Origin of the sequence: Kitasatospora sp. NPDC088134, from assembly GCF_044741705.1 — a bacterium.
GTDB lineage: Bacteria > Actinomycetota > Actinomycetes > Streptomycetales > Streptomycetaceae > Kitasatospora.
In genome coordinates this window covers 37,111-48,392 of sequence record NZ_JBIUTD010000042.1, presented here as the reverse complement: position 1 = coordinate 48,392, position 11,282 = coordinate 37,111, and the positions used below count along the sequence as shown (strand labels likewise).

Genomic DNA, 11,282 nt, shown 5'->3' with positions numbered 1-11,282 from the left:
CCCGTCCTGCAACAGCGCACGCAGCTCGCCGAGTTCCCCCGACCCGCCGCCGCCGTCCACCCCACCCACCCGAACCCCTGTCCCGCTCACCCGCAGCTCACCCGCACGTCTGCACGTCCGCACGTCCGCGCGTCCAACACGGTCATCCTCGTGCAGTCGTACCACCACGGCTGCCGTTTCCGGGATCTTTCGCCGGCCCGGACCCTCCGGCCCCGGCGGGTCGGTGCGGCACGGCGCGGTGCGGCCCGAGGCGGTGCAGGACGGCGTCGAGCTGGTCGGGGCGCGGGGCGCAGGGCGGGGGAGGGCAGCGCGATGGGCGCCCCGGGGGATCGACTGCCCCGGGGTCACTCCCAGGTCACTCCCCGGTGGTGAACACGTGCTCGGTCGGCGGGCCGACCAGCAGGCCGGGGCCGGCCGCGAGGGCCTCGGTCAGGTGCGGGCTCGACAGGTGCGCCTCGAACGCGGCGCGGTCCGCCCACTCCTCGAACACCAGCCAGGCGCTCGGGTCCTCGGGATGGACGTACGCCTGGTAGCTGAGGTTGCCCGGCTCGGCCCGCGACGGCTCGACCAGCGACAGGGCCTGCGCGCGCACCTTCTCCTCGGCGCCGGGCGCGGCCTTCAGCAGGGCTATCGCGGTGACCTTGGACATGGGGGCGCTCCGTTCGACGGGGACGTGCCGGGACGGCGCAGTTTACGTGAGCCCTCGTCAGCGCGCGGTGGACATCGGCGGGCCGGGGAAGCAGAACGGCAGGTCGCAGCGGCGGGCCACCGGCCCGTGCTCCGACCTGCCGTGCGGCAGGATCCGTCTCTCAGTACGACTGGTGGGCCTGCCAGTAGGACCAGGCGCCGCAGGGGCTGCCGTAGCGGCTGTTCATGTAGTTCAGGCCCCACTTGATCTGGGTGGCGGGGTTGGTGCGCCAGTCCGCGCCGGCCGAGGCCATCTTCGAGCCGGGGAAGGCCTGGACCAGGCCGTACGCGCCGGAGGGGTTCATCGCCGTGTAGTTCCAGCCGCTCTCGCGCTTGACGATCTGGCTGAAGCACTGGAACTGGTCGGCGTCGCCGACGATCTGCAGCGCCATGTCCTGGACCGAGCCGGGGCTGACGGTGGCCAGCACGCTGCGGGCGGCGGCGCGGTTGGCCTCCTCCTTGGCGCGCTTGTCCTCCGCGGCCTTGGCGGCCTTCTCCGCGTCGGCCTTGGCCTGCGCGTCGGCGGCGGCCTTCTGGCGGGCGGCTTCCTCGGCGGCCTTCTTGGCGGCGGCGTCGGCGGAGACCTGCTGGGCGTCGGCCTGGCGGCCGATTCCGTCGCTGACGTTCTGGACGTGCGCGCCGGCGGGCGCGTCGGCGAGCAGGGTCGCGCTGGCCACGTCGACCGTGGTGGCGGCCTTGCCCTCACTGCCAGAGGCGGCGCCCACGACGGCACCGACGGCGGTCACCGCGGTGGCGGAGGCGACAGCGACTCCCCGGACCGAGATCCGAGTCACATGGTTTCCTTCCAGCGTCGCCCGGCGTGTGACCGTACGGGCGCGTATCTGCCCCTGGCACTGGTCTCCGTCGAACGCTGGTCACCGGAGGCGCGGGCTCGGCCGCCTGTCCGGGCGGAGCCGGGCGGGGCGGTTCGATCGAGCGGCGTACGGCCGTGCGGTGTTCAGTTTTCCGCCCGCAGACCGGGGTCCTGGGGCGAGGTGCTGCCGTACGCGGGGCCTGACAGAACCCACACCATGCCGCACGCGGGCGTGTCTACGCAATTCCCTCCGCCGTGGCAGATCTCACAAACTTTTCGACCAGCGCGTTTGGTGGACGAACGGCCGAGACCCCGTCAGTTCGACCCGGAACCAAGGAATCTGACACACCCCCGGCCGCCCACCGCACCCGGACGGTTCAGCCCGCGGCGCCCGGCCCGGTCGGCGCCATCACGGCCGGGGTCGGGGCCTGGGCCGCCGCCGTCACCACCCACCCCGGAAGCTGCGCCGCCTCCAGGGCGGGCGAGGCGGGGGAGTCCGGGCCGAGCGCCCCCTGCGGGAAGAACACGGCGCGGCACCTCCGGCACAGCCAGGCCGCCCGCCACACCCGGTGGTGCTGCTCCCAGAGCGCGTGCTGCGCCCCGGCCCCGCGCTCGGCCGCCCGGACCCGCCCCGGACGGGTCGTCAGCTGCACGACCAGCCCGGCGAGCGCCAGCGGGACGACGAGCAGCAGCGGGCCGAGCAGCGCACCCAGGCGGTAGCCGGCGTCGGCCTCCTCCGGTCCGGGGACATTGGCCGTGTTCAGCAGCCACAGGGCGGTGAACACGCCCGCCGCGACGTACAGCACGACGGCAGGGGTGCTGCGCCGGACCGTCGCGGGCGGCGGCGGGGGCGGGGGCAGCAACTGGCCGGCTTCCGGCGCCGGGAGCGGGTGGGCGGGGTCGTTCAGGGCGTGCGGCACGTTCACGGTCTGCTCGGACGTGGCGCAGCGGGGGCACTCGGTGTTCATCGGCCGGCACTGCTTCCGGTTCTCGACGCACCCGCAGGTGGTGCGTGGACGGTGGGACGCCACATTGGAGCACAGTGCGGTGACCGGCCGACACGCGATTTCGGACGGCGGGCCCGGGAGAGGGGTCGGGGAGACGGGCCCGGGGCGAACCCGACCGGCCCGCGCCCCGGGGTGGAGCGGGCGCGGGCCGGTCAGGTCGGGGGGACGGGCGGGGGTCAGCCGGTGACGGCCAAGCCGTTCACCCAGAGGTTGTTGACCCGGTTCCGCTCGGTGGTGTTCGGGTACGGGTTGGTGCACGAGGTGCCGGGGCCGCCGCCGGACATCAGCTCGCTGCACGGGCCGGAGTAGTGGTCGGGCAGGCCGAGCACGTGGCCGGTCTCGTGGGCGGTGACGCGCAGCGAGCTGTACTGCCGGTTCTGCGCGTAGTCGAGGAAGATGTAGCCGCCGCCGTGCCCGTCGGTGGAGGCGTAGGACCCGCGCGAGTCGTTGCCCTCGTAGTAGCGGAAGTCGGCGTTGCTGCCGGCCCGGAGCTGGACCCTGGTGACCGAGGAGTTCCAGATCTGCGCGCTCTGCGAGATGACGGTGCGGAAGGTCGGGGCCTGGCTGGCGTCGTAGGTGACGGTGACGGCCAGCAGGTACGGGGTGGCGGCCTGCTTGGCGCGGGCCGACTTCATCACGGCCTCGTAGAACGCCTTGTTGTTGGCGTCCTCGGCGGAGCCGGCGGCAATGCCCGCCGCGGGGGTGTAGCCCTGGGCGGTGGCCGCCGTGCCCGCGGCGGAGGCGGCGGGGCCGGGGGCGGCGGAGGCGGGCACGGCCGCGGCGCCGACCGCGAGGACCATTCCGAGGGCGGCGGCGAGCACGGTCATGGAGCGGTTCATGGGGGACTCCATTTCGCGGGTCCCGGGGCCGTGGGGAGGCCGTCCGGGACGCGGTGACAGGTGGTGTTGCACCGAGCTTGGGGCAGGCCGGGCGGGGCGCGGAGATGGCAACCGGCGATAGCTCGGAGCAATACCCTTGTGCAGCGGCCGAGTTGACGTCCCATGGGCAGCTCTTGACATGCTCTTGGCAGAGAGCGGGCGCCTGGCTATGCTCCCGTGATGGAGCTCGACGTCCGACACCTCCGGGTGCTGTGCGCCATCGCGGACACCGGCAGCGTCCGGAAGGCCGCCCGTCGACTCGGCATGACCCAGCCGACCCTGACCACCCAGCTGCACCGCATCGAACGGACCATCGGCGGACGGCTGTTCACCCGCGAACGCACCGGCAGCCGCCCCACCGTCCTCGGCCACTCGGTGCTCTCCCGGGCCCGCCCCGTGATCACCGAGATGGACGCCCTGGTCGCCGCCGCCCGCGCCGAGGCCGCCGGACCGGGCCGCCGCCGACTGCGGATCGGCAGCGTCGGCAGTCGCGCGGTCGCCGCCTGGCTGCGCCGCATCCACGACCGGTTCCCGGAGACCGACACCACCATCCACATCGACATCTCGGCGATCGCGCTGCTCCACCTGGTCGCCGCCGAACAGCTCGACATCGCCTTCGTCCACGAGAGCGAGGGCTTCCCGCTGCACGTCCCGGCCGGTACCGAGCAGCGGGTGCTGGTCGCCCGCGAGCCCCAGTTCGTCGCCCTCGCCGCGACCCACCCCGCCGCCGGCCGCCCGGTGGTCAGCCTCGCCGACCTCGCCCACGACACCTGGATGGTCGACCCGACCGCCGACCACGAGTACGCCGCGCTGCGCCGGGTCTTCGCCGAAGCCGGACTCGACCCGCGCGTGGTCCAGGTCCGGGACAACGCCACCGCCGCCGAACTCGTCGCCTCCGGCGAGGCCGTCCGCCCCTGCCAGCCGACCTCCCCGCCCGGCGCCGGCACCGTCCTGCGCCCCGTCCACGGCGACCCGCTCGCCGTCCGACTGCTGCTCGCCTGGCGCCCCGACACCGTCGCCGGCCCGGCCCTGGACGGCCTGTGGGCCGACCTCCGCCACGCCTACCTCGGTCTCGCCGACCTCAGCCCCGCCTACCGGGCCTGGCTGCGCCGCCACAACCGTCCCCTGCACTCCCTCCTCGCCCCGGCGGGGGCGCCGATCTGAATTTCCCGTCAGCGGCCTGATTTCCCGTCACCGGCCCGGCTTTCCGTCACCGGCCCGGCTTTCCGTCGCCGGGCCGACCGCCACCGGGTTGCGGGGAAGAACTTTCCGAGGGGCTGTCACATCCGTTGCCCGCGCGGGGTCAGGGGAGTGTCCGAGCAGGTGCGGCGGAACCCGAGGGGCACGACGCGTGTCCTCCGGTCCTCCGTCCCCTGCCCCTTGTCGCCGCACCCGGGAGTCCCCGATGTCCGTCACCCTCGTCGTCCTCACCGTCGCCACCGCCGCCTGGGTCGGGTTCTCGGGCGTCTCGCTGGCCCGCCGTGCCGGGTTCGTCACCGTCCCGCTGGTCGAGTACGGCGTCCCGCGCTCCTGGTGGGGCCCGCTGGCCCTCGCCAAGCTCGCCGGCGCCGCCGGCCTGCTGGCCGGTCTCGTCGTCCCCGCCCTGGGCGTCGCGGCCGCCGTCGGCCTGGTCCTGTACTTCCTCGGCGCGGTGGTCACCGTCCTGCGGGCCCGCTCCTACAAGACCGTGGCCTTCCCCGTCCTCTACCTGGCCCCGGTCGCCGCCACCCTCGCCCTCACCCTCTGACCGCCGGCCGCCGCCGGGCCCGGCCGTTCGATTGCTGACAGAACGTCCGGCGGTGTGCGAGGCTGTCGCCCGGTCGGCCGAGCATGCGCAACCAGCACACCGGGCCGATGCGGGGAGTACGGGGGAGTCAGCACCATGTCGCGTACGGGCGGCGCCGGTCGTCGTGGAGCGGTCGCGTCGCGTTGGGCGGGCGCGGCCACCGCCGGTGCCGCGGTCCTCGGGCTCGGGTTGGCGGCGCTGGCCCTGCGGCCGGACGCGGACCCGCCCCGCGGCCACGATCTCGCGCCGCTGGCCCACCACTCCGGTCCGATCGGCCTGCTGGTCGTGGGGAGCACCGTCCTGCTGGGCGTGCTCGCACGGCGGTTCCGGGCCTCGTCGAGGTCCGGTACGCCGCCGACGGCCGCGGCGGGGCGGCTCGCGGACGCGGTCGGGTGGCTGCTGGTGGCCGGGGCGGTCCTGGTCCCCGTCGCGTTCCTGCTGGTGCACGCGCGGGACACCGCTCCGGCGCCGTTCGTCGCCGAGGAGCCGCAGCCCACGCAGCTGCCGATCGGGACGGTGGGGCCGAACGTCCGGGGCGGGCCGGTGGCCGGTCACGGTACTTCGTCCCCGCACCCGCAGTCGGGGATCCACCTCGGTACGGGACTGCTGTGGATCGCCCTGGCCGCAGCCGTGCTGGTGGCCGTGGTGATCGCCGCCCGGTGGTGGTGGCGGCGCCGTTCCCGCCCGGCCCCGCTGCCGGTGGCGGCCCCGGTGCACGGGGCGGGCGGCGCGGCCGGGGCGGGCGTGCTTGCGGAGGCGGTCGCCTCCGGGCGGGCCGCGCTGCTGAGCGGTACGGACCCGCGCAGCGCGGTGATCGCCTGCTACGGGGCGATGGAGGTCTCGCTCGCCGGCGCGGGTGTCGACCTGCTGGACTCCGACAGCCCGACCGACCTGCTGAGCCGCGCCGCCCGGACCGGCCGTCTGGACGACGCCGGTGACGCGCAGATCCTGGCGGAGCTGTTCCGCGAGGCCCGCTACTCCACCCACCCCATGGACGCCGACCACGTCCGTCGTGCCACCGCCGCGCTGGACGCCATCGCGGCCGCCCTCGCCACGCCGACTGCCGCCGCGCCGACCGCCGCCGCCGGCCTGCCGGCGGGCGTCCGGTGAAACCTCCCGTGGAGCCTTCCGTGAAGCCCCTCGTCCCCGGCAGCGTCGCGCACAGCCTGGCGCACGCCGCCGTTCTCGTCGTCGTGGTCGAGGCGGGTCTCGCCCTGGTCGGCGGACTGTCCGCGTTCTGCGGCGGGGCGCTGGTCCTGGCCGTGCTCGCGCTGGTCGTGGCCCGGTACGCGGCCGGTGCCCACTCCGAGGACCCGGGGCACCGCGAGGAGGCCCACCGGATGCGCGCCCGGCAGGTCGACCTGGGGGACTGGCGGCAGCTGGTGGCCCGCTCCCTGCGCCAGGAGGACGGCTACGGGCCGGTGCTGCGCCACCGCGTCCAACGCCTGTACGACGCCCGGCTGCTGGAGCGCCACCGCCTCTCGCGCCACCACCACCCGGAGCGGGTCGCCGAACTGACGGGCCCGCAGGTGTGGCCGTGGCTCGACCCGGCCCGCGCCGAGGTGCCGGGCCCGGTCACCGAGTCGGACCTGCGCCTGCTCGTCGAGGGACTGCACCGGCTCTGACCGCGCCCCCGCCCCTCCTTCCCCTTCCCTTTTCCTTTCTTCAGGAGCACCGTGACCAGCACCCACCCGGCCCCCGGCACGCTGACGCCGCAGCAGGCGGGCGAGCGCGCCCGTGCCGTCCTCGACGAGGTCGAGCGGGCGGTGACCGGCAAGCGGGAGGCCCTCGAACTGGTCATGCTGGCCGTGCTGGCCGGTGGCCACGTCCTGGTCGAGGACCTGCCGGGGCTCGGCAAGACCCTGCTGGCCCGGTCCTTCGCCACCGCGCTCGGCCTGGACTTCCGTCGGATCCAGTTCACGCCCGACCTGCTGCCCTCCGACGTGTCCGGTGCGCCGTTCTACGACCAGCGCACCGGGGAGATGGTGTTCCGCCCGGGGCCGGTGTTCACCCAGTTGCTGCTGGCCGACGAGCTGAACCGTACCCCGCCCAAGACCCAGGCGGCGCTGCTGGAGGCGATGGCCGAGACGCAGGTGTCCGTCGACGGCACCACCCACCGGCTGCCGTCCCCGTTCGTGGTGATCGCCACCGCCAACCCGATCGAGTACGAGGGCACCTACACCCTGCCCGAGGCGCAGCTCGACCGGTTCCTGCTGCGGGTGCGGATGGGCTACCTGCCGGTGGCCGACGAGGCGGCGATGCTGCGGGCGCGGCTGGACCGGGCGGCGCCCGAGGCCGTGCTCGGGGCGCTGACCGATCCGGCGGAGGTGCTGGCGATGCGGGCGGCGCTGGAACGGGTGGAGGTCTCCGGCGACCTGGTCGACTACGTGGTCGCGCTGCTGGACGCGACCCGCTGCGACCCGCAGCTGCGGGTGGGCGCGTCCCCGCGCGGCGGTCTCGCGCTGGTCCAGCTGGCCCGGGCGCGGGCGGTGCTGGCGGGGCGGGACTACGTGGTTCCGGAGGACGTGAAGGCGCTCGCGGTTCCCGCGCTGGCCCACCGGGTGTCGCTGCGGCCGGAGTTGTGGGTCCGTCAGGTGGACGCGGACGAGGTCGTCGCGGACCTGGTGGCCCGGGTCCCGGCTCCGCGGACAGCCCCGGCTGCGGCCCCGGCTGCGGGTGCGGGTGCGGTTCCGTCCGGGGTTGCGGAGGGTGGCGCGCAGCGGCCGGCGGCGGTCGGCGCGTGACACCGGTCCGCGCCCGCGCCCTCGGTGGGGGCGTTTCCGACGCGGCCGGGCCGCCCGCCCCGTCCCCGTCTGCGCCTGTGGGTGGGCGGTTGACGGGCCTGGCTCTGGCCCGTGCGCTCGGTGAGGACGTTCCCGACGCGGCGGAGCCGCCGCCGCTCCCGCCTTCCGGCGGGCGGTTGACGGTCCGGGCGTTGCGGCTGCTGACGGTCGCGGTGGCGGCGGCGGGTGCCGCGTTGCTGCTGCGGGAGCCGTGGCTGCTGGCTCCGGCGGCGGCTGCGGCCGTGCTACTGGTCCTGGGCGCGGCGGGGGGCAGCGGTCCGCGGGGCCTGTCTGCGACCGTCGAGGTGAGCCCGCGGCGCTGTTTCGAGGGCGAGGTTCTCACGGCGCGGATCGGTGTCGACTTCGCGGGGACGGCGGGCTGGCTCGACCCGGGCGTCCACCTCGGCCCGGGCGTGGAGCTGCGTGCACTGGCCGTCACGGGGGAGGCCGTGGAACTGGAGCTGGCGGTGGCGCGCTGGGGGCACCCCGTCCTGGGCGCGGTCGACATCGACGTCCACGACCGCGGGGGCCTGGTCCGGCGCACCGTGCGGGCCGACCTGGGCCGCGCGCAGGTGTTCCCGGTGCCGGGCGACGCGGCACTGACGCCGGTGCCCGTCCACCTGCCGGCGTCGATCGGCGAGCACACCGTGCGCCGGGCCGGTGAGGGCATTGAGGTGGTGGGGGTGGCCCCGTACGCGTGGGGGGAGCGGCAGCGGCGCATCCACTGGCCCTCGACCACCCGGCGCGGGGCGCTGCAGCTGAACCGTTTCGCGGCCGAGCACGCCGCCGACACGGTGGTGCTGATCGACGCCCGCGCCGACTACGTGGACGCCGCGACCGGCACCTCCAGCCTGGACGAGTCGGTCCGCGCGGCGGCGGGCATCGCCCGGGCCTACCTGCGCAGCCACGACCGGGTCGGTGTGGTCAGCGTCGGCACGGCGGTGCGCTGGCTGCGCCCGGGGACGGGTGACGCGCACTTCTACCGGATCGTGGAGACGGTCCTGGACGCCCGCGACCCGCTCGCCGGCCGCGACCCGCTCGCCGGCCGCGGCGGCGCCGCCGGGCGCGGTACTGGCGGTCGCGGTACTGCCGGCCGGTCCCGTCCGGAGGCCGTTCCGCTGGCGGTGGCGGTGCCCGCGGACGCGCTGGTGTACGTGCTCACCCCGCTCGCCGACCTCCGCATCCTCGACACCCTGGCCGAGTTGACGGCCCGTGGGACCCCGCTGGTCGTCGTCGAGGTCCCCACCGGCAGCCCCCGGGCCACCGCCGACCACGACCCGGCCGGGGAACTCGCCCTGGAGCTGTGGCAGGCCGAGCGCGAGGCGATGCGCGCGGTGCTGCGCGGCCGGGGCATCCCGGTGGTGGCCCACCGCCCCGGCGAGAGCCTCGATCTGTCCCTCGCCCCTTTGATGCGTTCCAGAATCCCGGGGAGGTCCCGATGAGGTCCCAGGACCGCACCGCCCGGCCGCTGGGCCTCGCGCTGGCCCTCGCGGCCTGCGACCCGCCCGCCCTGCCGCGCCACGGCGTGCCGGGGCTGCTGGTGGCCGCCGCGGCCTGCGCCGTCGCCTGGTGGGCGGCCCCGGCCGTCATGCGCCGCCCGGTCCGCGCGGCCACGGGCCTGCGCGGCCGGCTCGCCCACCACCGCAACACCGTGCTCGCGGCCGGCACCGTCGTGCTGGCGGCCCTCCACCGCCCGGGCCCGTGGACCGCCGCCGTCTGCACCGCCCTGCTGCTGGCCTACCTCCTGCTCACCGACGCCCGCACGGCCGGCCCGCCGGGCCTGCGCCGGCCCCGCACCCGCCTGGCGCCCGTGGCCGCTTGCACCGGCGCCGCCGCGGTCCTGGCCCTGGCCTTCCTCCCCGCCACCGTCGACGGCTGGGCCCCGCTCCTGGCCGTCCTCGCCCTCACGGCCACCGCCGCCACCGTCGCCCTCGCCCTCCGCGGCCAGGCCCGCGACCGCTGACGGCCCGCCCCCGCACACCCGCACCCGCACACCGGTACCCGCGGCCGGTGTGCGGGTGTTGTTCTGCCGCGCCGTTGTGGGCGCGGGTCGGGCCGCCGGTGGTGTCGGGCCGATCGCGGCCCGGGCGGGGTACCGGCGGGCGGAGCGGGGTCAGCAGCGGTGGATGTCCGGGTCGCGGTCGACGGTGCGCGCGTTGCCGTCCGCGTACCCGGCGAAGACGTAGACGTTCGACGAGACGGTGGCCCATCCGCGGCCGTTGCTCCAGAAGATCTGGTTCGTGCGGTACCAGGTGTTGCCGTAGTTGCCGATGCTCTCGCCCACGGTCCAGCACTGGGCGATGATCTCCCCGCCCGGCGGGACGTCGGCCCACCCGGCCTTCTGGGAGGTGTTGGGATAGGTGTAGAGGCCGACCCAGTGGCCGACGTCGATCGGCACGTAGTCGGCGGCGGCGGCGTCCCCCGCCGTCGCGACGAGCGCCCCGAACCCCAGCACACCGGCGGCCGCGGCCACCGCTCCACGACGTACGATCCCCAGCGCCACGTGCTCCCCCTCGTCCCCTCGCCCCGGCCCGTACGGCCAGCCCTTACGGCCGGCCCAGCCTGGCACACCGGCCGCCCCACGGCTACAGGGCCGCCGAGACATCCAGCCGCCCACCGCCCCCGCCCCCCGCCGCCCCGGCCGCGCACCCCGGCACCCCCTGCGCCCCGTACCGCCGTGTCGATCCGGGGAGACGACCGTGACCACCACGCCGCCCGCCGACCCGCCCGCCTGCGAGGGCGACGGTGCCGAACGAGCACCGGCTGCACCGCCGCGTGGTCTGCGGGACCTGCCGCTGGTGCGAGCCGTGCGCCCGCCGCCGCGCCGGGCGAGGACGACCACCTCGACGCCGGCCTGCGCGCCACCGCCCACGACGGCGCCGGCCACGACTGCCACCACCCGTCCTGCCCGTACTGCGTGGAGCAGAAGCAGGAGCAGGCCGCCCGTCCCCGCTGCGCCCGCTGTGCCCGGCCCTTCCCGGAGGGGCGGGCCGGCCTGCTGCTGCAGCCCCCTGCCCGTGGTCGGCGCCGACCACCTGCCCCGGGCCGAGTCGGCCGGCCGCGCGCCGCGCCCGGTACGCCGCCCCCCGGACGGCACGGTCAGGACCGTCACCGGCACGGCGCCCGCCGACCGCGGCACGAACCTGCCGATCAGGTCGCCGACCGCAAGCGACGTGGCTCGCGAGGCGGACGCCCGCCCGGTTTCGACCGCCAGGCCTACAAACATCGCAACACCGTCGAGCGGTGCATCAACCGGCTCAAGCAGTGGCGCGGCATCGCGATGCGCACGGGCAAGCTCGCCGTCCACCGCCTTGCGGCACTTCACGT

At 76.0% G+C, this 11,282-nt stretch carries 12 protein-coding genes; 7 read left to right on the top strand and 5 right to left on the bottom strand.

The window, feature by feature from the left end:
* Window positions 1–355: 355 nt before the first annotated feature.
* The 4 genes from ACIOHG_RS36340 to snpA all read right to left on the bottom strand — a co-directional run bounded on the left by ACIOHG_RS36340 (window position 356) and on the right by snpA (window position 3,347).
* Window positions 356–649 (bottom strand): putative quinol monooxygenase, encoded by a 294-nt coding sequence (locus ACIOHG_RS36340; protein ID WP_400957603.1) that lies wholly within the window; start codon window positions 647–649, stop codon window positions 356–358.
* A 160-nt stretch (window positions 650–809) separates the two neighbouring features.
* Window positions 810–1,481: a transglycosylase SLT domain-containing protein gene (locus ACIOHG_RS36335; RefSeq protein ID WP_400957600.1), complete on the bottom strand. Its 672-nt coding sequence runs from the start codon at window positions 1,479–1,481 to the stop codon at window positions 810–812.
* A gap of 397 nt (window positions 1,482–1,878) precedes the next feature.
* Complete coding sequence (locus ACIOHG_RS36330; RefSeq protein WP_400957598.1) at window positions 1,879–2,469, bottom strand: hypothetical protein; 591 nt, start codon at window positions 2,467–2,469, stop codon at window positions 1,879–1,881.
* Between the two features lie 215 nt (window positions 2,470–2,684).
* Window positions 2,685–3,347 (bottom strand): snapalysin, encoded by a 663-nt coding sequence (gene snpA / locus ACIOHG_RS36325; protein WP_400957595.1) that lies wholly within the window; start codon window positions 3,345–3,347, stop codon window positions 2,685–2,687.
* A 219-nt stretch (window positions 3,348–3,566) separates the two neighbouring features.
* On the opposite strand from snpA, the gene ACIOHG_RS36320 reads away from it, so the two are divergent.
* The 7 genes from ACIOHG_RS36320 (at window position 3,567) to ACIOHG_RS36290 (ending at window position 9,918) form a co-directional block, all read left to right on the top strand.
* Window positions 3,567–4,550, top strand: coding sequence for a LysR family transcriptional regulator (locus tag ACIOHG_RS36320; protein WP_400957593.1), 984 nt, complete (start codon window positions 3,567–3,569; stop codon window positions 4,548–4,550).
* 241 nt (window positions 4,551–4,791) lie between these two features.
* The gene (locus ACIOHG_RS36315; protein ID WP_400957590.1) at window positions 4,792–5,133 is read left to right on the top strand and encodes a DoxX family protein; all 342 of its coding nucleotides are present in this window, start codon (window positions 4,792–4,794) and stop codon (window positions 5,131–5,133) included.
* 135 nt (window positions 5,134–5,268) lie between these two features.
* The gene (locus ACIOHG_RS36310; RefSeq protein ID WP_400957588.1) at window positions 5,269–6,282 is read left to right on the top strand and encodes a DUF4129 domain-containing protein; all 1,014 of its coding nucleotides are present in this window, start codon (window positions 5,269–5,271) and stop codon (window positions 6,280–6,282) included.
* Between the two features lie 20 nt (window positions 6,283–6,302).
* Complete coding sequence (locus ACIOHG_RS36305) at window positions 6,303–6,797, top strand: hypothetical protein (protein ID WP_400957586.1); 495 nt, start codon at window positions 6,303–6,305, stop codon at window positions 6,795–6,797.
* Between the two features lie 51 nt (window positions 6,798–6,848).
* A complete protein-coding gene (locus tag ACIOHG_RS36300; RefSeq protein WP_400957583.1) occupies window positions 6,849–7,916 on the top strand; it encodes an AAA family ATPase in 1,068 nt (355 codons plus the stop codon).
* 89 nt (window positions 7,917–8,005) lie between these two features.
* Window positions 8,006–9,397, top strand: coding sequence for a DUF58 domain-containing protein (locus ACIOHG_RS36295; RefSeq protein WP_400957581.1), 1,392 nt, complete (start codon window positions 8,006–8,008; stop codon window positions 9,395–9,397).
* Window positions 9,394–9,918 (top strand): hypothetical protein, encoded by a 525-nt coding sequence (locus ACIOHG_RS36290; RefSeq protein ID WP_400957579.1) that lies wholly within the window; start codon window positions 9,394–9,396, stop codon window positions 9,916–9,918. The genes ACIOHG_RS36295 and ACIOHG_RS36290 overlap by 4 nt, the downstream gene beginning before the upstream one ends.
* 150 nt (window positions 9,919–10,068) lie before the next feature.
* Here ACIOHG_RS36290 and ACIOHG_RS36285 read toward each other — a convergent pair whose 3' ends face one another.
* Complete coding sequence (locus ACIOHG_RS36285) at window positions 10,069–10,458, bottom strand: hypothetical protein (protein ID WP_400957576.1); 390 nt, start codon at window positions 10,456–10,458, stop codon at window positions 10,069–10,071.
* Window positions 10,459–11,282: the final 824 nt, after the last annotated feature.

Excerpts from the sequence above, each read along its gene's own strand:
- ACIOHG_RS36340 (WP_400957603.1), bottom strand. The coding sequence starts at position 649 with ATGTCCAAGGTCACCGCGATAGCCCTGCTGAAGGCCGCGCCCGGCGCC.
- ACIOHG_RS36330 (WP_400957598.1), bottom strand. The coding sequence starts at position 2,469 with ATGAACACCGAGTGCCCCCGCTGCGCCACGTCCGAGCAGACCGTGAAC.
- snpA (WP_400957595.1), bottom strand. The coding sequence starts at position 3,347 with ATGAACCGCTCCATGACCGTGCTCGCCGCCGCCCTCGGAATGGTCCTC.
- ACIOHG_RS36320 (WP_400957593.1), top strand. The coding sequence starts at position 3,567 with ATGGAGCTCGACGTCCGACACCTCCGGGTGCTGTGCGCCATCGCGGAC.
- ACIOHG_RS36315 (WP_400957590.1), top strand. The coding sequence starts at position 4,792 with ATGTCCGTCACCCTCGTCGTCCTCACCGTCGCCACCGCCGCCTGGGTC.
- ACIOHG_RS36310 (WP_400957588.1), top strand. The coding sequence starts at position 5,269 with ATGTCGCGTACGGGCGGCGCCGGTCGTCGTGGAGCGGTCGCGTCGCGT.
- ACIOHG_RS36290 (WP_400957579.1), top strand. The coding sequence starts at position 9,394 with ATGAGGTCCCAGGACCGCACCGCCCGGCCGCTGGGCCTCGCGCTGGCC.